Origin of the sequence: Plantibacter lichenum, assembly GCF_050587525.1 — a bacterium.
GTDB lineage: Bacteria > Actinomycetota > Actinomycetes > Actinomycetales > Microbacteriaceae > Plantibacter.
Genome location: NZ_JBOBFT010000013.1, coordinates 51,788 through 73,997 on the forward strand (window position 1 = coordinate 51,788; position 22,210 = coordinate 73,997).

A 22,210-nucleotide genomic window follows, 5' to 3' on the forward strand; every position below is an offset into this window, starting at 1 on the left:
CAGGGTCTGGGACCGGGTTGATGTGGTCATGTGTCAGGGAGTGGTTCGAGGGGGTACCAGTCCGGGGGATCCGGTTCCGTGGTGAATACCTGACCACTCGGACTGATCCAGTGCAGCACCCCGTCCGGACCCGGTTCCAGGGACCAGTTGGTTTCGTGTTTGAGGTGGTGGTGCTTCGGACACAGGTGCGCGAGGTTCTCCACCGACGTTTCACCTCCCTCCGACCACGGGACCGTGTGGTCCAGTTCGCATCCCTTCGCGAGGCGGTTGCAGCCCGGTGCTCGGCAGTGGGTGTCTCGGATCGCGAGGGCTCGTTTCATGTCCGCGGGTGGCACGTATCGTTCTCGACTCACCGAGAGGACCGCCCCGGTCTCAGGGTGGGTGAGGATCCGGGTGAAGGACTTCGCGTGCACGCTCAGCCTGACCGCGGTCTCCGGGTCGATGGGACCGTAGCCTTCGAGGGAACCTGGTTGGTGCTCGTGACCAAGGATCGTCATCACCGGGACCGTGACATGCACGGTGGGGATGATGCCTTCCGTGATGTCCTCGATGCTCGGGAGCGGACGGGTCGCGGTGCGGGGTTCAAGGGCCGAGAGGGCCGCGCGGCCACGGTCAAGGACAGCCACGTTCGGTGTCGGTGTGGTTGCCCCGTCGTCCATGGACGCGGCGGGACGCGCTGGTAGGGACCGTGCCGCCCACGCAGGGACTTCCTCATCCTCGACAACTGGTGTGGCCGTTATGGGCGCCGCGACCAGTGCGGGACGCCCAGAAGACGCCGTGACACCGTAGAGGAGCAGACTCTGGGCGTTGTCGACCATCAACTGCGCACGCGTGCGGGAATCGCCGCGGCGTTGCGTGGCCGCAGTGAGGTCGGACAGGCGGTTGTAGGCGGCAGTTGCGATGGTCGCCGTGGTGAGGATCGACAGCCACGACATGCCATCCGGTGCCGGGGTCAGGGTCACGTGGCGGTCCTGCCTGGCCCGGTGGTGACGGGTACCGATGGTTTCCGGGTGGAGCTTCTCCCGCAACTGCCGAGCCAGCTGCTTCAGCTGTGCCGCGGTGCAGGTCTGCGCGAGGGGCAGGATCCGAGTCTCGAACTCTGCACGATCCGCAGAGTCGACATCCGCGAGCTGCTCCACGATCACCCGAGCATGCCCGACCGAGATCGAACCCCCGGAGAGCGCGGCAAGCGTGGCAGGGAGCTGGTCCACGAGGACTTTGGACTCGGCGATGCGATGTTGGATCGTGCGCTCCGGAACCCGCGTCATCGCAGAGAGCTCCAGGTGCAGGGAGAGACGGGCGAGGTCCTTCGCCCGGGCCGAGGTCGTGCCGGGAGGAGCGAGCGTGAGCGCGGTGAGGTCGGACAGGCGGGCGGCCTCGGCGAACAGGGTGGCCTTGCGTGCTTCGGCTGCCGCGATACAGACGTTTTCCGCGACGATCTGCTCGCCGAGGCTCGTGAGACGAGCGGCGATCGCGTCCGGAGTCGAAGGTATGTCCACTCATCAAGAATACCAAGGAGACGTGTTCTAGAACAGGGGTTCGAAGAATCTGTGGAGAACTTCTGCGCACCTAGACCCCACACTTCGACAAGCTCAGTGACCGGGACTGAGAGGCGCGGCGGTATTGCGAGGGCGACGCACTTCGACAGTCTCAGTGACCGAGCTGGGGCGACCCACTTCGACAGGCTCAGTGACCGGGAGCGAGAAGCGCGGCGGTATTGCGAGGGCAACGCACTTCGACAGGCTCAGTGACCGGGAGAACACTTCGACGGACTCAGTGACCGGGCTGGGGCGACGCACTTCGACAGGCTCGGCGGCCGGGCGGAAAGAGCGCGGCGCCAGGAAGCCGAGAACAAACGTCAGGCCAGCAGACCGAAGAAGGCGGCGATCCAGTCCGCAGCCACGAGCCGATCGGTCGATCTGCCCATGATCCGAGGAGCCCGCTTCGGGTTCGGAACGACGTGTCCACCACCCTCGATCGTCACGAGCGTGACGGGCTGAAGCCCGTCGGCACGATAATCAGTCCGAACGATCGACGTCCGAGAACGACCCGGAGCGTCCACGGCGGACGTCGTCGGAACACCGCCAACACCGCCCGGCAGCCCCGAAGCACCAGAACCCACACCAGCGACCGGGAAACCATTGCGCTCAGCGAAGTACGCAGCGGTTTCTGGCGCCGACATCCCGAGCCCACGAGGACGGAATCCCCACAGGCTCGCCATCCCACCACCGTAGGGCACGAGCGGATCCGCGGTGCCGTGGAAGAGGATCGTCGGCAGCGAATGAGGATGCGCCGGAGCAAGCACATCGGCAGGCGGCACAGCAGCACTCGACAGCACAGCAGCACCAGGAAGCCCACCATCACGCGACGGCACGGGACCGGGCGCGAACTCCGCCGGAACGGACTGCGTGACGGAGACGATCGCGATGCCGGCCAGGCGATCCGGGATCTCATGAGCAAGACGGATCACCATCTGGCCACCGTTCGAGAACCCGATGGCGTAGACACGAGCCGGATCGATGCCGAACCGCTCCCGAAGCCGATCGACGACAGCGATCGTGAACGCCGTGTCGTCCATCCCGTCACGCCGTGCAGCGAAGTCGGACGAACGGCGCGCATCGTTCCAGTGACGCTTGTGACCATCGAGATAGACGACGATCGAACCACCGCCGACGAGCCCGCCGGCAGTAGAACCAGCGGCACCCGCAGAACCGGCAGCAGTACCGCCGGCAGCAGCAGCACCGAACCCACCGGCGAAGCGATCGAACGTCCCACCCGCGAACGAGCGGAGGATGGCACCGGTCTGATTGGAACCATGGAACGCGAGGACCACGGACCCGTCCTCCCGCCCGACCGGAGGCCGCACGACGAGAGCCGAACGCTCATGCCCTCCGACATCGAGGACGAGGCGCTCACTCCGCAGCTCACCACTGCGCCCATCCCCGCCGATCCGCCGACGCTCTTCGACCGACCCACCCCCACCGGCACCCCCACGCCCACTGTTTCCATGCGCGCTGTTTCCATGCCCACTGTTTCCATGCGCCCTGTTTCCATCCGAGCCGCTCCCACGCCCATCGCTCCCACGCACCACTCGCGACATCACTCCTCGATTCCCGGCGATCACCGCCGTGCTCCATGGCGACGACCGCGCGATCCGCGGTGGCGACCGCCATCACGCCGACCGTACCACAAACGGATGACCTATCCACTCGGATTCGGGATCCGTCTGGTGTACGGTCGAACCATGACACGAACGGTCGAAGCATGACGCCGGCAGACGACTCACCGACTCGCCTCCGCAGCGACGCCGCACGGAACCGGACGGCGATCATCACGGCCGCCCGATCGATGGCGGACGCCCGCGAACCCGTACAGCTGAACGCGGTCGCCCGAGCCGCGGAAGTGGGCGTGGGAACCGTCTACCGGCACTTCCCGACGGTCGAAGACCTCCTGGAGACCCTCGTCGACGACCGGTTCATCAGCCTGACCGCGGACGCCGCAGCCGCAGCGGACGCCATCGATCCCGTCGAAGCGTTCCGCACGTTCCTGCGCGCTTCCGTGCTCGTCTACGTCGAGGACGAACTCTTCGCCACGGCCGCGACGAATGCCAGGCCGGCGCGCCAGGAGACGCGACGACTCAGGATGGGCCTGCTCACGGAGTTCAGCCGTCTCCTCGAACGGGTCGCAGACGCCGACGGGCTCAGGGCGTCGGTCGGAGCGGACGATGCGATGGCCCTCGTGTGCGGCATCGCCTACGCCGTCAGGCTGTCACCGGAACGTCCGCGAGCGGTCGTCGCCGAACGCTATCTCGGCGCACTGCTCGACGGACTCGTGCAGCGCTGAGCGGAAACCCCGGACACCAACCGGGCACCACGCACCCACGCATCCCGCCCCGCACCCAGGCATCCACGCACCCCGCCCAGGCACCTACGCGCTCAACAACGACCGAACGAGCGCGAACGTCTCCTGCCTCGACAGCTCGGGCAGGTACGCCCCGCCGATCGCCCGCCCGATGACGGGCAGCGTGAGCGGGTCCCGGTAGGCCAGCGACAGCGTCTCGTACCGCGGGTGGAACTTCGCCTTGTACCGGAACAGCGACGTGAAGCCGTAGGCGGGCTCGAGCTTCCTGGCGAGGACGTCGAGAACCCGTGAGAGCACGGTCGGCGCCTCCTGCTCCTCACCGTCGGCGAGCGGCGGAGTGGCGAGCGGAGCACCAGACAGCGACAGGAGTTCAGCCCCGTCCGCCTGCATGCGCAGCGCTGCGGAAGCGATCAGGAACTCCATGATCCCGGGCATGCTGTCGGGAGACTTCCGCATGAAGTCGAGCGTCCAGCCGACGGTGAGACCATCACGGAACACAGGCAGCCAACTCGTGACCGCCTGCAACCGACCGTCCGGACCGACCGCCACCATGAGGGCGACATCGGGGTCCTGCAACTCCTCGAAGCCACCGAGCGTGAAGCCCATCTCCGGCAGCTCCTTCTCCGTGACCCACTGCTCCGAGATGTCGCGGATCTGCGTCTGCAGCGGCTTCGCGAGTTCGTCGTAACTCGTCCACTGGGCGGAGATGCCCTCTTTGGTCCCTCGGTTGAGCGGCGTCCGGATGTTCTGCCACGACTTGCCCGTGAAGGCGAGCGTGGTGAGGTCGAGCGTCGTCTCGACGGCGACGGGCAACGACTCCCAACCGAGCTCATCCACGATGGGCAGGAGCCGTTCGTGCACGCTGTAGAACGCCGGGATCCAGCTGTTCGCGTCGCAGTGCGCGATGAAGCCGAGCATTGCTTCGCGTTCCAGTTCCGGACGGCAGATCGGGTCGGAGAGGGTGATGGCGACATCGCCGATCACGCGGTACGCGACGGCGGCCTGCCTGTCGGCGCTGAACCAGTACTGGTTGCCTGGCCACAACGCCATGAAGCCGAGCGTACCGGCGCCGCGTTCGATCAGTCGACGCACCTCGGTCTCGCCGAGGCGACTGGCGACGGAACGCGAGGAGCCGAGCACCCGAACGAGCCCGATGACGACGAGCGTCCAGAACACGGGGCCGACCCACTGCAGCACCATCGCCGTGACGGGATGCGTGGACGAGTAGACCGCGTCGTTCGTCAGGAGGAAGTTGACCGGCAGGAAGCGGAGGAGCGCGTCGACGAGGAGCTGTTGCGGCGCAACGACGGGGCTGAACGAACTGATCGTGAGGAGCGACGCGAGGAGGGTGAGCCCCGTGAGGAGCAAGAATCCGACCCCCGTCCAGACGGAGAACCGCGCAACGGCCGAGGGATCCGAGCGGATCGCGAAGTGCCTCCGGTTGACGAGCAGCACGATGCTCACGATGACGGGCACGAGCATCGGTCCGCCGGCCCAGAGGAGGAGTTCGATCGCATCGATGGCGCGGAGCCCGGTGGAGCTCGGGTCGAAGACGACACCGAGGGCGAGGATCGCGAACACCGAGGCGAGCGCTGCGATGACGAGGTTCACGACGACGGCGAGCAGGAGGCCCAGGCGACGCCCCTTGCGGAGCCCCATGGCGGCCACGAGCAGGAGGGCGAGCGGGAGGAAGAGCAGGATGATCGACCCGGGGCCGTGCAGTTGCAGGAACGCGCTGTCGTGCGCACAAGCGAGGGCGGATTCGTTCGCGCATGCCTCCTTGACGCCCGCGGAGTCCGGGAACGGGTCGCCGAAGATCCAACCGAACATGGACAGGACACCGATCCCGGTGGGGTTGAGGGCGGCGATGACGGGACCGATCGCGCTGATCGCGACGGTGAGCGCCAGCAGGTTGCGCGTCTCCGCGTGGGAGCTGCGGTGCAGGTTGAAGCGCGCACCTCCGTGCTGCAGGGCTGCACCGAGCAGCAGACCCGCGAGACCGGCGATGAGCCGGTAGGCGTCTGAGGACGCACCGTTGAACAGCGCGAGGACGAGGAGGACCGCGATACCGCCGATGCGGACACGCCGACGCCAGAGCGGACCTGCGAAGGCACTCGCGGTGAGCAGCGCCCCGACGACGGGGATGAGCGGATCCACCGTGCTGTCCGTCCAGGTCTCCGCCGACCACGCCTCGCCGATGAGGTTGCCGAGCCACTGGGCGACGAGACCGAATCCGACGCCGGCGACACCGGTGACGCCCAACGCGAGCGCGGTACGGCCATGGCCCAGTCGACGCTCGGACCAGCCGACGGCGCCGAGGACGGCGGCGAGGAGGAGGACGAGCCGCAGCGGACCCTCCGGGATCACGAGCGCCGTGAAGATCGTCCACCAGTGGCCGTCGGCGAACACGGTCTCCACACCGGTCCCCCACTGCGCGACGGCAAGCGTGGTCGCGGTAGCGAACGCCGTCCCGGACACGAGCGCGGCGGTCAGGATGACGAACGCGAAGCCGACGGCGACGGGGACGGACGCGAGGTACCGTCCGATCGCGCTCGTCGAGCGGACGATGCGACCGGGCGTCCGGTCGACGTGCCCAGGCTGCTCGGCCTGCACAGGCTGCTCGGCGCGCACCGGCTGCTCGGACGGAACGGCAGGACTGTCGGGTGTACTGATGATGGTCGGTCCTTCGTGACGCGGAACGGGAGATCGTCCGTGTCCACGCTACGGACCATGCCCCGTCTTGGAATCGTCCATGAGGATGAGACCTGCCCGGTTCGCCTCGTACCGGAGGCTGGTGTCTGGTGCGCGCGCTCAGCCGACCGTGCCTCAGCCGACCGTGCCTCAGCCGACCGTGACTCAGCCGACCGTGACTCAGCCGACCGTGACGACCGGTGTGCCCTCGTCGGCGCCCTCCGGCACCTCGACCACAGGGCGCTGCAGCAGTTCGAGCAGCGCGATGACGATCGCGGCGACGACGAGCGTCCAGACGACGAGTCCCGCCGTGAGCGGCCGGACGAGGAGCACGATCGCAGCGGAGCCGACGGCGACGACGACCCGGAGCAGCACACGCTGGCGGTACAGCCACACACCGGTCGCGCCCGTCGTGACCCCGTGCTGCTCCGCCGACTCGCGGATCCAGCGCACCCCGCTCGCGAAGAAGCCGCGCAGACGCCTGGGGATGCGGAACGGACCCGAGTACCAGGCGACGACCGCGACGACGACTGCGAGGACGAGGACGGACACCCCGGTGTCGCGCATCGCCTGCACGACCGCCTCGAAGAGGATCCTGGCCACGTTCGCAGGCACGAGCGATGGGCTGATCGAAGACACGAGCACGATTTTCCCGACGCCGAACCCGACGAGGAGGGCCGCCATCGCGACGGCGAGACCGATCGCCGCCCAGACGAGTGCGAGCGCGCGGCGGCGCGCCACGAGGACACCCGCTGCGAGGAACAGCAAGGACACCCACGGCAGCCACGCTCCCGCCGCGAGCGCGAGGCCGTAGGCGAGTTGGACGGTCGGGATCGCATCGGACTGCGCCACGGTGATCGTCCGGTCGACTGCAGGGATCTGGCTCGCGAAGGTGATGCCCTGTGCGACGAGGTGCTGTTTGACGGCCTCGATGATCGGAGCCAACTGGATGCCGATGGAACCGTCGTCGCCGAGGCTGATCGCGGACCCCGGATCGCTCTGCAGAGCACTCACGAGCTGCGAGTGGCTGATGCGGAGGGCTTCAGCCCACACATCGGCGAACGCGGGCGAGCCGACGAAGCCCTGCACCCCGCTCCGCATGAGCGACTGGATGCCCTGCGCGGCCGGTCCCTTGAGCGCTTCGAGCGCACGCGTGGCGACGGGCCCGGTGCCGAGCTCCGCGATGCCGTCGAAGACGTCCGAGGTCAGCTTCGGCACGTCGACCTGCTGGTTGATGACGTCGAGCGCCTCGTCCGTGATGAACGCCTGCACCGCCGGGTCCTTCGCGAGCGGGGCGTAGGCGGCGACGAATCGGGTCGTGTCGGTCAGCTCGATCTTCGCCCAGGACGCGACGACCGCCACGGGCGCGAGGACGGCGCCGATGACGACGAGGACGGTGGCGAGGAGGGTCCAGGACCAGTTGCGCCGGTGCTGCACCCGCACCGGTCGCTCGGACGCCGCTGACACGGGCAGCACCTGCACGCGCAGGGTCGCATTCTCCGACTCGAGCTCCTCGATGCGTCGGAGCAGATCCGCGTTCGTGCTGCGCGCCATGATGACTCCCCAGTTCGTTCGGCGTCAGCCGATTCCCGCATGCGTGCGGGCAGCTTCCGTCCGGCGTCAGCCGATTCCCGCACGCGTGCGGCCAGCTTCACTGTAGCGACGACGCGAGACGTGCGTCTCACTCGGAACGAATGAGTCGGGGGAAGGCGAGGCTCCGAACCCGCGCGATCTCCGCACGAGCGCGCTCTGGCGGGGCAGCGACATCCATTGGCGACGGGGCGACATCCGGGCGGGCAGCGCTGGATATGCTGAAAACGAAGCGCGAAGTTTGGTGAGCCTCACCTGACTTCCACGGTCCCGACGACGCGGCCACACCCCATCGCAGAGCTCCGCTTCCCTCTGCCACCCTCCCGCACCGAATCGAAAGACCAGATCCCCATGCGCATCATCACCCCATTCGTCGCGCGTGCCGTGCTCGGCACGGCCGTCGTCGCTCTGGCCCTCACCGGCTGCTCGAGCCAGGCCGGCGGCGACGCCGCCGGCACGTCCGGCGAGACCCGCTCCATCGAGACCATCTACGGAACGGTGGACGTCCCGAAGACGCCCAAGCGCATCGTCGCGATCGGCTTCACCGAGGCCACGACGCTCGCCGACCTCGGCATCGCCCCCGTGGGACGGACGAACTACATTCCGCCGCTCGAGGCCTACGACAGCTTCTTCAAGGACATCCCCGTGGTCGAGGACGCGAACGCGACGCCCGACCTCGAGAAGATCGCCTCGCTGAAGCCCGACCTCATCATCGGCTCCGAGTTCGCGGACAAGGCGGACAAGGCCGCCTTCGCGAAGCTGTCCTCCATCGCGCCGACGGCGATCTTCGAATGGAAGCCGGCAGCGGCGAACTGGGAGAACGAAGCCCAGAGCACGGCGGAAGCGGTCGGCAAGACGGCCGAACTGGACACATTGAAGGCGTCGTACGCCGAGAAGGCCGCCGACATCAAGGCGACGTACGCCGACTACCTCTCCACGCACACCATCGACGCGTTGAGCGGCGACACCGACAACTGGTACCTCGACGGTCCCAGCTCGGCGCCCGGCCGCGTCCTGACCGATGCAGGTGCGCGCTTGAACGCCGGAGCCGATCAGAAGGACGGCTACGTGCAGTACTCCCCCGAACAGTACGGACTCCTCGCCGACACCGACCTGATCTTCGTGTCCGCCGACACGACCGACGACGCCACGCCCGTCACCTCGAACGCCGTCTTCGGTGCGACGAGAGCCGCTGTCAACGGCCATGTCATCCAGAGCGGTCACTTCTACAGCGGCAGCTATGCGATGGCGGAAGCACTCCTCGACGATCTGCAGGCCGCCCTCGCGAAGGTGCAGGGCTGAGCGCGTCCGGTCGCTGAGCCGAGACCCGGTAACTGAGCTTGTCGAAATGGTGACGCCCTTCGACAAGCTCAGGGACCGGGGACAGCACGCTCAGGGACCGGACACACGCAACAACTCGTCACACACATCAACACAGGGCAACATCCTCGGAAGGCCACCTGACCCGGTGGAACACTGACTGGCACCGCAGCGCACCGGCTGCGCCACACCAGCAGCCTTCCGAAGGGTCACCCCATGAGCGAACCGACCACCCCGCCGGCATCCACTCCGCCGCCGACCGACCAGCCCGACCAGTCCGAGCAGCTCAAGCAGCCCAAGGAGCGCCGCCGTCGCCGGACCGCCCCGCTCGTCATCGCAGGCGTCGTCGCGGCAGCACTCGTCGCGGGCGGCATCGTCTGGGCCGTGACGGCGAACGGTTCCTCCGAGGCCAGCGCCGGTGGCGTCGTCGACACCTCCGCGACCGTCACGGTCGGCCTCCGCCTCGAACCGGACAACCTCGACGTCAGGACCACGAGCGGCATCGCCCTCGACCAGGTCCTCCTCGACAACGTCTACGAAGGCCTCATCACCCGCGGACCGGACAACACCTACGTGCCCCGCATCGCCGAGAAGTACGAGGTCTCGTCGGACGGGCTCGAGTACACCTTCACCCTCCGGGACGGCGTGACCTTCCACGACGGCGCAAAGCTCACCGCCGAGGACGTCGTCTGGTCCTACAACACGGTCAAGGACGACGACAGCGTCAACGGGCACGGCGACTTCTCCGACGTCACGAAGATCTCCTCGCCCGACGCCAAGACGGTCGTCATCGACCTGGCCAAGCCGAATCTCGGCTTCCTGTGGTCCCTCACCGGCCGCGCCGGAATCGTCCTCGAGCAAGCGGCGAAGAACGACCTCGCCACGACGGCGAACGGCACCGGCCCCTTCACGATCGCGAAGGGCGGCTGGAAGCAGGGCGACAGCCTCACGCTCGACCGCAACGAGCACTACTACCGCGACGCACCGTCGATCGCGTCCGTGACGTTCGTCTACTACTCCGATCAGTCCGCCCTCGACAACGCGCTGCAGGCCGGCGACCTCGACGTCGGCGGCACGACCAAGACGGTGGCGAAGGGCTACGCTTCGAAAACCGGTTGGACCGTGAACGAGACGAGCTCGAGCGACGTTTGGACACTCGCCTTCAACAACCAGAAGGCCCCGCTGAACGACGTCCGCGTCCGGCAGGCCATCCGTCAGGCGATCGACCACAAGGCGTTCCTCTCCCTCGACGACGTGAGCGGCAAGGCGCTCGGCAGCCCCATCCCGGACTCCGACCCCGGCTACACCGACCTCACCTCGATCGACCCGTACGACCCGGCCGCAGCCAAGAAGCTCCTCGCCGAAGCCGGCTACGCGAACGGCCTCGACCTCACGCTCACCATCCCGAGCCTCTACGGAGCGACCGTGAGCGATCTGCTCACCTCCCAGCTGCGCGAGGTCGGGATCACCCTGACCGTCAAGCAGGTCGAATTCCCGGCCTGGCTCGACACCGTCTACAAGCAGCACGACTACGACCTCAGCTACGTCGACCACGCCGAAGCTCGCGACTTCGCGAACTACGCGAACCCCGACTACTACTTCGGGTACGACAACCGGCAGGTGCAGGATCTCTACGCCCAGTCGCAGGAGACGACGGACCTCGACGCGTCGTCCAAGCTCCTCGCCCAGGCCGCGAAGCTCGTCTCCGAGGACGCCGCAGCCGACTGGCTGTACAACTCCTCGGGCAACCAGGTGATCCGCGACACGATCTCGGGCTTCCCCACGAGCAACACCAACGCACGGCTCGACCTGTCCAAGGTCGTCGTCGGCAGCGCGAAGTAGGTCGCCCCAATGCTCAGGTTCCTCTCGGCGCGTCTCGTCCTGCTCGTCGCCGGCCTCGTCCTCGCCAGCCTCCTCGTGTTCCTCACGCTCCGGGTCCTCCCGGGCGATGTGGCGCAGGTGCTCGGCGGGATGCAGGCGAGCGATGCGCAGCTCGCGGCGATCCGGGAGAACCTGGGCCTCGACCGCCCGCTCCCCGTCCAATACCTGGACTGGGTGGGCGGGCTCGTGCGCTTCGATCTCGGCCACTCGCTCGTGACCGGGTCACCGGTCGCGGCGGAGCTCGCCGAGAAGGCGCAGGTGACGGTCCCGCTCGCGCTCCTCTCCCTCGGCTTCTCGATCCTGATCAGCTTCCCGCTCGGCTTCCTCGCCGCCGTCCACCATCGCCGTCCGGCCGGAACCGTCCTGTCCTTCGGAGCACAGGCGATCGCATCGATCCCCGCCGTCTGGGCTGGACTCGTCCTCGCGATCGTCTTCGGTCTCGTGCTCGGGTGGCTCCCCGTCGGAGGATTCCCCCGCGACGGCTGGGCGGACCCGGGCAAGGCGTTCGTCGCGCTCATCCTGCCAGCGATCACGATCGCCCTCATCGAAGGCGCCGTGCTGCTCCGCTTCGTCCGTTCCGCGGTCCTCGAGGTCGTCGGGACCGACTACGTCCGAGCAGGAGCGGCCCATGGACGCACCAGGACGCAGGCGCTGCTCATCCACGGCCTGCCGAACGCCGGCCTCAGCCTCGTGACCGTCTTCGGCCTGCAGGTCGCGACCGTGCTCGTCGGCGCCGTCGTCATCGAACAGCTCTTCAACCTGCCGGGCATCGGCCGCATGCTCGTCGGCGACGTCGGCGGACGAGACCTCGTGAAAGTGCAGAGCGAGATCTTCGTGATGACGGCGTTCGTCCTCGTCGTCGGCTTCGCGATCGACATCGTCCACCGCCTCATCGATCCCCGACAACGACAGCGAGCAGCATGAACACGCACACCCAGGAGTGGACACGATGACCGCGACCGCCATCCACCGCATCACCGCATCCCGTCCGGGCCTCCGGGCCCCGCTCTGGCTGCGGGAGCTCGTGCGGCGCCCGAACGGCGCCATCGGCCTCGCCGTCGTCGCACTGTTCGTGGCCGTCGCGCTCATCGCCGTCGTCTGGACGCCGCACGATCCCGTGCAGGCCGCGCCCTACCAGCAGTGGCTCCCGGCGTCCTGGCAGCACCCGTTCGGCACCGATGCGCTCGGACGCGACACGCTCAGCCGACTCATGGCGGCCACCTCGACGGCACTCGTCGTCGCGTTCGCGGCGATCGCGCTCTCCGGCGTCCTCGGCATCCTCCTCGCAGCGCTGAGCTCGCTCACCTCGGTCTGGTTCCGGGAAGCGACGGCGGTCCTCATCGACGTCCTCGTCGCGTTCCCCACACTCCTCATCGCGATGATGCTCGCATCGTCCTTCGGCGGGTCCCTCGCCGTCGTGATCCTCGCCGTCGGCATCAGCTTCAGCATCTCGATCGGTCGGGTCACGAAAGCCGAGATGACACGGGTGCTCGCGAGCGACTACGTGCTCGCGGGGCGTGCGGCGGGCTTCGGCCCAGCCCGGACCCTCGTCGAGCACGTCGTGCCCAACGTCGGCTCCGTCTTCATCGTCCAGCTCTCGATCGCGGGCGGCGTCGCGGTCCTCGCGGAGGCCGGGCTGTCCTACCTGGGCTACGGCGCCCCGCCGAATACACCGTCCTGGGGCCGGATGCTCGCCGACTCGCAGAGCTCCATCACGACGCACCCGTGGTCGGTCATCTGGCCGGGCCTCACGATCGCCCTCTTCGTCTTCGGACTCAGCCTCCTGGGCGACGCGATCCGCGAAGCGACTGACCCCCGCCTGAAGCGGGGCCGCATCCCGGCCTCGGACGAGCAGACCGCTGCAGAGGTGACGTGGTGAGCGGAGGTGACGCGGTGAGCGGGACGGCAGCGTTGCACGACGACCGTTCGCTCGTCGTCGACGGACTGACGATCGAGCTCGGCGGCCGACGAGTCGTCGACGACGTCTCCTTCACCCTGTCCACCGGCGAACGGCTCGGCCTCATCGGCGAGTCCGGCTCAGGAAAGTCGCTCACGGCGCTCGCGATCCTCGGGCTGCTCCCGGAGGAGGCGACCGCCACCGGAAGCATCACCCTCGACGGCGTGGAGCTCCTCGGCCGGGACGACTTCGACCTCGCGGCCATCCGAGGACGCCGCATCGGCATGGTGTTCCAGGAACCGCAGACCGCCCTCAACCCGCTCCTCCCCGTCGGACGCCAGATCTCCGAACCGATCAGGGCCCACTTCCGCGTGTCCAGGAGGGAGGCGCATGCACGCGCGGTGGAGCTCGCCGCCCGCGTCCTCCTCCCCGATCCGGAGCGCACCGTCCGTCTCTACCCGCACCAGCTCTCAGGCGGCCAACGCCAGCGCGTCGCGATCGCGGCGGCGCTCTCGACGAGCCCGGCCGTCCTCATCGCCGACGAACCGACCACGGCCCTCGACGTGACGATCCAGGCCGAGATCCTCACCCTCTTCGAACGCCTCGTCGAGGAGACGGGGGCCTCGCTCCTGTTCATCACCCACGATCTCGCGGTCCTGTCGCGCATCAGCACCCACGCGGTCGTCCTCGCCGGCGGCAGCGTCGTCGAACGGGGCGCAGTCGTCGACCTCGTGCACGAACCGACGCACACCGTCACGAAGCACCTCATCCGCGCAGCGAGGGCGACCAGCTGGGTCCACCGCGCGCCGGCGGAAGGGGGTGCGCGATGACCGTCGCGAACACCTCTGCCGTCTCTGAGCCGATCACGCCGCTCCTCCGGGTGCGCGGGCTGTCCAGGGACTACCGGCTCCCCCGCGAGCACCTCTTCGCACCTGCACCGGTGCGGCACGCGGTCCGCGAGGTCGACCTCGACGTCTTCGACGGCGACGCGATCGCCGTGATCGGCGAATCCGGCTCCGGCAAGTCGACCCTCGTCCGCACCATGCTCGCCCTCGACGAGGCGAGCGCGGGAACGGTCGAGTTCGACGGCCGCCCCGTGGAACCGGGCAGCGCGGCATCACTCCACTGGTTCAGGAGCCGCACGGGCATCGTCTTCCAGGACCCGTACTCGTCACTCGACCCGCGACAGTCCGTCGGGCGCATCGTCTCCGAGCCGCTGCGCGCGCTCGGCACCGCCGGCGACCACCGCGCGCTCGTCCACGAAGCGCTCGAACAGGTCGGCCTCCACACGTGGCGGGCGCGCCAGTACCCGCACGAGCTGTCCGGCGGGCAACGACAACGCATCGCGATCGCACGAGCCATCGTGCACCGACCCCGACTCCTCGTGGGAGACGAAGCGCTCAGCGCCCTCGACGTCACGATCCGCGCGCAGATCCTCGAACTCCTGCGGCGGCTGCGGGCCGAGCTCGGCCTCACGATCGTGTTCGTCTCGCACGACATCGGACTCGTCGGCCATCTCTGCAACCGGATCGCCGTCATGCGCGACGGTCGCGTCGTCGAAGTCGGCGACACCGACGCCGTGCTCGAGGACCCACAGCACCCCTACACCGCGGCACTGCTCCGAGCCGTGCCGACCCTCATCGAAAGGACGATCTGACATGACCGACCACGCAGCACCGAAGCCCTTCAAACTCGGCTTCCTCAGCCACGGCACGGCCAGCGGCCGCACGCCGGGCGAACACTACCGACAGGTCCTCGACGTCATCCAGGCGGCCGAGGACCTCGGATACGACGGCGCCTGGATCGCCCAGCACCACCTCAGCACCGACATCGGCGTCTCGTCGCCCCTCGTGACCTTCGCCGCTGCAGCGGCGCGGACGAGCCGCATCGAGTTCGGCACCGCCATCACCACGATCCCCCTCGAAGACCCCCTGCGGCTCGCGGAGGACGTGGCGGTCCTCGACGCGCTCTCCGGCGGCCGGTTCCAACTGGGACTCGGCTCCGGCGGCGCCAACCAGGGCGCGTTCACGGCCTTCGGCCTCGACTCCGAAGAGGCACGAGCCATCGGCGACGAGAAGACGGCCGCCCTCCGATCCGCGCTCCGCGGCGAACCGATCCGCGACACCGGGCTCGTCCTGCAGCCGCCGGCGGCGTCGGTGGCCGAGCGGATCTGGCGGTCGACGTCGAGCCCGGAACGCGCGGCCCGCATCGCCGCCGACGGCGACGGACTGCTCCTCGGCACCGCATTCCACGATCCGCTCACCGTGCAGCGTCCGCTCCTCGACCGCTACCTCGGCGCCTGGAACCACGAAGCCGCTCCCCGCGTGGGCGTCGTCCGCGCGATCTGGCCCGCGGTCGACCGCGAACGCGCCCTCGCCGAGATCGCACCGGCCTACGCCCAGCGCGGCTCGCTGCGCTGGGCGGCCGACGGCGATCGCTCGACCGCTGAGATCGCGGCCTCCCTCAACGTGCACTTCGGCTCCGTCGAGGAGATCGTCGCGAGCCTCGCGACGGATCCGGCGCTCTTCCCCTTCGCCGACTACCTCATCCCCGTCGTCGATCATGCATTCACCCCGGTCGACGACGTCATCCGCCGCCTGGAGATCATCGCGACCGAGATCGCTCCCGCATTCGGTTGGGTTCCGCCCGGAGCGAGACGGCAACCGGACGGCTCCGGGCGGGAACCGGACGGCGCGGCCGATCGCGAGCTGCAGGAGGTGTCGTCATGACCTCCTTCCGCCTCGGCTTCCAGACCCACGTCCACGGGCACGCTCCCGCCCGCGAGCTCCTGCCTGGACTCGTCGACCTCTACGTGGCAGCAGAAGAACTCGGTTTCGAATCCGGGTGGGTCGCCCAGCACCACCTGCGCGCAGAGAACGGACGGCTGCCGTCGCCGCTCGTGCTCCTCGGAGCGGTCGCGGAACGGACGAGCCGGATCCGACTCGGCACGAGCGTCATCGTCCTCCCCCTCGAACAGCCCGTCCGGCTCGCCGAGGACGCAGCGACCGTCGATGCGATCTCCGAAGGACGCCTCGAACTCGGCCTCGGAACCGGCGGTCCCAGCGCCGCCGAGTTCGCGGCGTTCGGCCGTGACGCCGACGAACGCCACGGCGCCTACGAGCGCGCGTTCGTGGCCCTCGTCGACCTCCTCGCCGAACGGACCGTCGTCGGCGGCCAACGCCTCTCACCCTCCGGAGCAGGAATCCTCGACCGGCTGTGGGACTCGCACTACCGCCAGGCAGAGGTCGCCCAGTCGGCGACGCACGGTCGCGGCCTCCTCCTCGGCATCGGCCCGGCGCGCAGCGTCCAGGAACCGCTCGCCGGGCTGTACCGGCAGCACCACCGCGCGAGCCACCCGAACACGCCGCCGCGCATCGCAGCGTTCCGCGGCGTGTTCCCTGGCGAGAGCAGACTCGAACGGGAGCGCACGCTCGCACCGGACGTGCAGCGGATGACGGAGCACCTCATCACCTCCGGCACACTGCGGATCGGTTCGACCGCGGCCGAAACCCTCGCCGCGCTCAACGTGCAGTACGGGACGCCGGACGACATCGTCGCATCCCTCCGCCGCGATCCCGTCCTCCCGTACGCCTCCGACCTCGTCCTCGCCGTGCAGGCGGAGAGCACGAGCATCCCGGACGCCATCCGCAACCTCGAGGTCATCGCCGCCGAGATCGCACCCCGGTTGGGCTGGTCCGCCAAGCGTCCGGTGGCGAAGGGAACCGGTGGTTCGTCCTCAGCGGCGACGAGCACCCGGACGGAGCACGCAGCATGACACGCGAACTCCACCTCAACGGCTTCCTGAAACCAGGAGGGACCCACCTGGCGGGATGGCGGCACCCGGACGCCGTGCCGGACGCCGGCGTGAACCTGCGCTACGTGACCGAACTCGTCCGAACCCTCGAGGAGGCGAAGTTCGACGCGATCTTCATCGCCGACCTCATCGCGGTCCCCGATTCCGGCGACGACGTCCTCTCGCGGGTGTCGGTCGTCAACGACGGCTTCGAACCGATCACGCTCCTGGCGGCGCTCGCGGCCTCGACGGAACGCATCGGCCTCATCGCGACGGCCTCGACGAGCTACAACGAGCCGTACACCCTGGCGAGGGCCTTCGCTTCGCTCGACCACCTCTCGGGCGGGCGGGCCGGCTGGAACGTCGTCACCTCGCTCGTCGACGCCGAAGCGCGCAACTTCGGGCTGACCGAGCACCTCGCCCACGGAGACCGGTACGCGAGGGCCCGCGAGTTCTTCGACGTGGTGACGGGCCTCTGGGACAGCTTCGACGACGACGCGTTCCCCGTCGACGTCGCGAGCGGCACCTACTTCGAACCGGACCGGCTGCACTGGCTGGACCATCGGGGCGAGCGGTTCCGCGTGGCTGGGCCGCTCAACATCGCGAGGCCGCCGCAGGGACGTCCCGTCATCGCCCAGGCCGGATCCTCGGAAGCCGGTCGCGACCTGGCGGCCGAGATCGGCGAGGTGATCTTCTCCGCAGCCCGTGACTTCGACACCTCGCTCGCATTCACACGCGACATCAAGCGACGCGCGGTCCTCGCGGGACGAGACCCCGACCAGGTGCTCGTCCTCCCGGCCCTCACCGCCTTCATCGCGCCGACGCGGGCCCAGGCGGAGGACGAACGCGACGAAATCCAAGCGCTCCTGCACCCGCGGGTCCTCCTGGCCGACCTCGAGTACTTCCTCGGCGGCGTCGACCTGAGCTCCCACGACCTCGACGGCCCCCTCCCGGACATCCCGGACACGAACCAGGCCAGCCGCAGCGGACGCGCCACACTCGTCGCCCTGGCTCGCGACGAGCGGCTCAGCATCAGGCAGCTCGCCGACCGGGTCGGCCGATCCGAACAGGCCGTCGCCGGCACCGCGGAGGACGTCGCCGACCACATCGAGGAATGGTTCACCGCCGGCGCCGCGGACGGCTTCAACGTCGCCTTCCCGTACCTGCCGACCTCGCTCACCCGCTTCACCTCCCTCGTCGTGCCCGAGCTGCAGCGGAGGGGACTCTTCCGCACCGACTACCGCGGCAGGACCCTGCGGGACCATCTGGGCCTCGACCGGCCAGCATCGCGATACCCGGCTGCAGGGCACTCGACACCGGCAGCGACCGAACAGGAGCACATCGCATGACTGCACAGACCACCCGAACACGACGCCCGCTGGACTTCGGCGCGCTCCTGCACGGCTCCGGCGGACACCTCGCAGCATGGCGGTACCCGGGAGGGACCGCCGACGGAGAGCTCGACCTGGCGCACCACGTCGCCGTCGCGAAGACGCTCGAGGCCGGCGGGTTCAGCGCGATCTTCGTCGCCGACGTCGTCGCCATCTGGGGACACCACCTCGACTCGCTCAGCCGGACGACCCGCGCCAGTTACTTCGAGCCGCTCACCCTCCTCTCGGCGCTGGCAGCCGTGACGGAGCGGATCGGACTCGTGGCGACCGTGACGACGAGCTACAACGAGCCGTACAACGTGGCACGGAAGTTCGCTTCTCTCGACCACCTCTCGGGAGGCCGGGCCGGCTGGAACGTCGTCACGAGCGTCGTCCCGCTCGAAGCGGCGAACTACGGCCGCGAGGAGCACTTCTCCCACGCGGACCGCTACCGCAAGGCTGCCGAGTTCGTCGACATCGTGACCGCGCTCTGGGACAGTTTCGACGACGCGTCCGTCATCCGCGACCGCGAAGCCGGACGGTACTTCCTCCCGGGCGGCAGGAGCGCGATCGATCACGTCGGCGAGTTCTTCAGCGTCGCCGGACCGCTCAACACCTCCAGACCACCGCAGGGCCACCCGGTGATCTTCCAGGCCGGCGCCTCCGAGACGGGCCGGCGGTTCGCCGCGACGGTGGGCGAGGTCATCTTCGCAGCGCCCCACTCGATCGACGAGGCCATCGGCTATCGGAACGCGCTCGACCGGGACCTCGCCGAAGCCGGGCGCTCCCCCGACGACGTCCGGGTGTGGCCCGTCCTCACGCCGTTCATCGGTTCGACGGAGTCGGAGGCGAGAGCGAAGCACGAGCGACTCCTCGACCTCGTCCACGACGATGTGCTGCGCCGAGCCGTGCAGGACAACGTCGGGGACACCGACCTGAGCGACGCCGACCTCGATGCGCCCCTCCCGGACATCCCCGACACCAACCGGTCCAAGAGCCGGAGAGAGGGCATCCTGCACCTCGCGCGGACCGAGCAGCTGACGCTCCGAGACCTCGGCCGGCGTCTCGTCGGCTCCGGAACGGTCGGGACGCCGGAGCAGATCGCCGATCACATCGAACACTGGTGGCATGCCGGCGCGGCAGACGGGTTCAACGTCTCCTTCCCGGTGCTGCCGGAGGACGCACGCCTGTTCGTCGACCACGTGCTGCCCGTCCTCGAACGCCGAGGCTCCTTCCAGCCGCACCTCGGAGCGACGCTCCGGGAGACGCTCGGCCTCGCGAAGCCCGCGCTGCCCGCGCACCGTGCAGCGGCTCGCATCGAGGCACGCGCATGACGACGCCGACGGACGCGTTGCTCGCGAGCCGACCGGTCGTGCACATCCTGCACGAGAACGCGGACTGGATCCCGCCCCTCGCAGCCGCACTCGAAGCTGAGGGCGTTCCGTACCGCGAGTGGCCGCTCACCGGCGGGTCGCTCGACCTCACGGGAGCACCGCCCGACGGCGTGTTCTGGTCGCGGTTCAGCGCGTCGTCGCATACCCGCGGGAACGCATCCGCCAAGGAGTTCACGAGGGCGACCCTCCGCTGGCTCGAAGCCCACGGTCGTCGTGTCGTGGGCGGCAGCGGGGTGCTCGAATTCGAAGTCAGCAAGGTCGCCCAGCATCTGGCCCTCGCCGGAGCCGGCTTCGACGTTCCGAAGACGATCGCGGTCTTCGGACGCGACGGGCTGCGCGAACGCGCGAGAGAACTCACGGCGCCGTTCATCACGAAGCACAACCAGGGCGGCAAAGGACTCGGCGTCCGGCGATTCGACAGCCACGACGACTTCGACGCCTACGTGGTCGGCGACGACTTCGAGGAGCCGATCGACGGGATCACCCTGCTCCAGGAGTACCTGCAGGCGAGGGAACCGTTCATCACCCGGGCAGAGTTCGTCGGCGGACGCTTCCTCTACGCCGTCCGCGTCGACACCTCCTCCGGCAGTTTCGAGCTGTGCCCGGCCGAGGCGTGCGCGGTCCCGAGCGCGACCACGAGCGGGGCCGCCGTCGAACCCGTCGAACCGGCACCGCTCTTCACGCGGCGACTCGACATCGATGGGACGCATCCCCTCATCGTCCGGTTGGAGACGTTCCTCGCCGACCACGGCATCGAGATCGCCGGAATCGAATTCATCGAGACTGTCGACGACCGGATCGTGCCCTACGACGTCAACACGAACACGAACTACAACCCTGACGTCGAGGCGGACCGCGACGCATCCGGCGCCGTCGCCGTCGCACGGTTCCTCGGAGCCGAGCTCGAACGCAGGTACGCGGTCACGCCTGCGTGAACGCCTGTTGACCGACCCCCGTGGCGACGCGGGCGTCCCCGAGGACGCGACCCACGGCATCGAGCCCGCCCCGGAGGTCGGACAGCAGGTCGTCGAGCGATTCGATGCCGACCGACAGACGCACGAGCCCGTCGTGGATCCGCAGTCGGCGCCGTTCCTCCGGGCCGAACGACAGATGCGTCGTGGTCGCCGGGTGCAGGACCATCGAGCGGGTGTCGCCGATGTTCGTCATGCGGGAGAACACGCGGAGTCCGTCGATGAACGCACGCGCCCCCTCCTGTCCGCCACGGACGGTGACGGCGAACACCGAGCCCGTCCGGCCCCCGTACACCCGCTCGGCCACCTCGGCGAGCGGATGCCCCGGCAGCCCCGCGTAATCGACGTGCTCGACCTCCGGCTGCTCGGCGAGCCACAGGGCGACGGCGCGAGCATTGTCCACGTGGCGCTCCATCCGCAGGGACAGCGTCTCGACGCCCTGCTGCAGGAGGAAGCCGTTGAACGGTGAGAGCGCCGGGCCGAAGTCGTTGACTGCCGTGACCCTCAGGTAGCGCTCGAAGGCGTGCTCGACGCCGAACGCGTCGAGGAACGAGGGCGCGCCCGGCGCCTGCGAATCGGTCAGGAGCGGGTACCGGCGATCCGTCGCCCGCCAGTCGAACGTGCCGCCGTCGACGATCGCGCCGGAGATGACGGCCCCGTGCCCCGACAGGAACTTCGTGGACGAGTGCACCACGATGTTCGCGCCGTCCTCGATCGGGCGGGTGAGGTACGGGGTGGCGACCGTGTTGTCGATCACGAGCGGGATGCCGTGACTCGCCGTGATCCCGGCGACGAACGCGACATCGACGACATCGTTCCTGGGATTCGGGATCGTCTCGGTGAACACGGCCTTCGTCTCCGGCCGGATCGCGGCCTCCCACTCCGTTTCGTCGTACGGGTCTCGGACGTAGTCGACCGTGATGCCGAGGCGCGCGAACGCACGGCTGAAGAGGATGCGTGTCCCGCTGTAGATGCTCGCCGTCGAGACGAACCGGTCCCCCGACTCCAGGAGGCCGAGCAGCACGGCACTGATCGCCGCCTGTCCAGAACCGACGACGATCGCCCCTGTGCCCCCTTCCAACGACGCGATGCGGCGCTCGGCGACCTCGTTCGTCGGATTCCGATGCCGCGAGTACAGCTGGCCGTCCTCCGCACCGGAGAATCGGGCGGCGGTGTGGTCGAACGAGTCGAAGCGGAAGGCGTTGCTGAGGTAGACGGGCGTGATCCTCGCCCCGTGCGACGCGTCCTCACGTTCTCCCGCGTGCACCTGCCTGGTTTCGAAGCCGAAGCCGTCCCAGTCGTCCGTCGGCGCTGCGACCGTCGACGTCGACGTCGTCTCCGTCGCGGTCCCGGTCTCAGTTCCGGTCTCCGTCGCCGTCTCGATCCCAGTCATGCCACCCACCCGTTCCCGCACCGCTCGGTGCTGTGATTCGTCAGCGTAG

General features: G+C 68.9%; 17 protein-coding genes. 12 read left to right on the forward strand and 5 right to left on the reverse strand.

Going from position 1 to position 22,210, the window contains the following annotated elements; genetic code table 11:
• Window positions 1–26 precede the first annotated feature (26 nt).
• Both ACQ3HB_RS16620 and ACQ3HB_RS16625 read right to left on the reverse strand, forming a co-directional pair.
• Complete coding sequence (locus tag ACQ3HB_RS16620) at window positions 27–1,499, reverse strand: HNH endonuclease signature motif containing protein (RefSeq protein ID WP_430921475.1); 1,473 nt, start codon at window positions 1,497–1,499, stop codon at window positions 27–29.
• Between the two features lie 359 nt (window positions 1,500–1,858).
• On the reverse strand, window positions 1,859–2,866 hold the full coding sequence (locus tag ACQ3HB_RS16625) for a CE1 family esterase (RefSeq protein ID WP_430921477.1): 1,008 nt from the start codon (window positions 2,864–2,866) through the stop codon (window positions 1,859–1,861).
• A 398-nt stretch (window positions 2,867–3,264) separates the two neighbouring features.
• Between ACQ3HB_RS16625 and ACQ3HB_RS16630 the strand changes: the two genes are divergently transcribed.
• Window positions 3,265–3,843, forward strand: a complete 579-nt coding sequence (locus ACQ3HB_RS16630) for a TetR/AcrR family transcriptional regulator (protein WP_430921479.1) — start codon at window positions 3,265–3,267, stop codon at window positions 3,841–3,843.
• Between the two features lie 84 nt (window positions 3,844–3,927).
• Here ACQ3HB_RS16630 and ACQ3HB_RS16635 read toward each other — a convergent pair whose 3' ends face one another.
• Entirely contained in the window at window positions 3,928–6,492 is a 2,565-nt protein-coding gene (locus tag ACQ3HB_RS16635; RefSeq protein ID WP_430921481.1) for a bifunctional lysylphosphatidylglycerol flippase/synthetase MprF, read from the reverse strand.
• Window positions 6,493–6,732: 240 nt separating this feature from the next.
• Window positions 6,733–8,106, reverse strand: coding sequence for a hypothetical protein (locus ACQ3HB_RS16640; protein ID WP_430921482.1), 1,374 nt, complete (start codon window positions 8,104–8,106; stop codon window positions 6,733–6,735).
• Window positions 8,107–8,493: 387 nt separating this feature from the next.
• Here ACQ3HB_RS16640 and ACQ3HB_RS16645 point away from each other — a divergent pair, with 387 nt between their 5' ends.
• The 11 genes from ACQ3HB_RS16645 (at window position 8,494) to ACQ3HB_RS16695 (ending at window position 20,732) form a co-directional block, all read left to right on the forward strand.
• Window positions 8,494–9,444 carry an ABC transporter substrate-binding protein gene (locus tag ACQ3HB_RS16645; protein WP_430921484.1) on the forward strand — a complete coding sequence of 317 codons (951 nt, stop codon included), beginning with the start codon at window positions 8,494–8,496 and terminating at the stop codon, window positions 9,442–9,444.
• Between the two features lie 234 nt (window positions 9,445–9,678).
• Window positions 9,679–11,304: an ABC transporter substrate-binding protein gene (locus ACQ3HB_RS16650; protein WP_430921486.1), complete on the forward strand. Its 1,626-nt coding sequence runs from the start codon at window positions 9,679–9,681 to the stop codon at window positions 11,302–11,304.
• Between the two features lie 9 nt (window positions 11,305–11,313).
• Window positions 11,314–12,267 (forward strand): ABC transporter permease, encoded by a 954-nt coding sequence (locus ACQ3HB_RS16655; protein WP_430921487.1) that lies wholly within the window; start codon window positions 11,314–11,316, stop codon window positions 12,265–12,267.
• 25 nt (window positions 12,268–12,292) lie between these two features.
• The gene (locus tag ACQ3HB_RS16660) at window positions 12,293–13,222 is read left to right on the forward strand and encodes an ABC transporter permease (protein ID WP_430921488.1); all 930 of its coding nucleotides are present in this window, start codon (window positions 12,293–12,295) and stop codon (window positions 13,220–13,222) included.
• Complete coding sequence (locus ACQ3HB_RS16665; protein WP_430921490.1) at window positions 13,219–14,070, forward strand: ABC transporter ATP-binding protein; 852 nt, start codon at window positions 13,219–13,221, stop codon at window positions 14,068–14,070. The genes ACQ3HB_RS16660 and ACQ3HB_RS16665 overlap by 4 nt, the downstream gene beginning before the upstream one ends.
• Complete coding sequence (locus ACQ3HB_RS16670; RefSeq protein ID WP_430921492.1) at window positions 14,067–14,897, forward strand: ABC transporter ATP-binding protein; 831 nt, start codon at window positions 14,067–14,069, stop codon at window positions 14,895–14,897. Before ACQ3HB_RS16665 ends, ACQ3HB_RS16670 begins: the two co-directional genes overlap by 4 nt.
• A gap of 1 nt (window position 14,898) precedes the next feature.
• Window positions 14,899–15,969 carry an LLM class flavin-dependent oxidoreductase gene (locus ACQ3HB_RS16675; RefSeq protein WP_430921493.1) on the forward strand — a complete coding sequence of 357 codons (1,071 nt, stop codon included), beginning with the start codon at window positions 14,899–14,901 and terminating at the stop codon, window positions 15,967–15,969.
• Window positions 15,966–17,015: an LLM class flavin-dependent oxidoreductase gene (locus ACQ3HB_RS16680; RefSeq protein ID WP_430921495.1), complete on the forward strand. Its 1,050-nt coding sequence runs from the start codon at window positions 15,966–15,968 to the stop codon at window positions 17,013–17,015. The genes ACQ3HB_RS16675 and ACQ3HB_RS16680 overlap by 4 nt, the downstream gene beginning before the upstream one ends.
• Window positions 17,012–18,382: an LLM class flavin-dependent oxidoreductase gene (locus ACQ3HB_RS16685; RefSeq protein ID WP_430921496.1), complete on the forward strand. Its 1,371-nt coding sequence runs from the start codon at window positions 17,012–17,014 to the stop codon at window positions 18,380–18,382. The genes ACQ3HB_RS16680 and ACQ3HB_RS16685 overlap by 4 nt, the downstream gene beginning before the upstream one ends.
• Window positions 18,379–19,737 carry an LLM class flavin-dependent oxidoreductase gene (locus ACQ3HB_RS16690; protein WP_430921497.1) on the forward strand — a complete coding sequence of 453 codons (1,359 nt, stop codon included), beginning with the start codon at window positions 18,379–18,381 and terminating at the stop codon, window positions 19,735–19,737. The genes ACQ3HB_RS16685 and ACQ3HB_RS16690 overlap by 4 nt, the downstream gene beginning before the upstream one ends.
• Complete coding sequence (locus ACQ3HB_RS16695; protein ID WP_430921499.1) at window positions 19,734–20,732, forward strand: ATP-grasp domain-containing protein; 999 nt, start codon at window positions 19,734–19,736, stop codon at window positions 20,730–20,732. Before ACQ3HB_RS16690 ends, ACQ3HB_RS16695 begins: the two co-directional genes overlap by 4 nt.
• Here the strand turns inward: ACQ3HB_RS16695 and ACQ3HB_RS16700 are convergent.
• On the reverse strand, window positions 20,719–22,161 hold the full coding sequence (locus ACQ3HB_RS16700) for an O-acetylhomoserine aminocarboxypropyltransferase/cysteine synthase family protein (RefSeq protein WP_430921501.1): 1,443 nt from the start codon (window positions 22,159–22,161) through the stop codon (window positions 20,719–20,721). The two genes, ACQ3HB_RS16695 and ACQ3HB_RS16700, sit on opposite strands and share 14 nt — an antisense overlap.
• Window positions 22,162–22,210 lie beyond the last annotated feature (49 nt).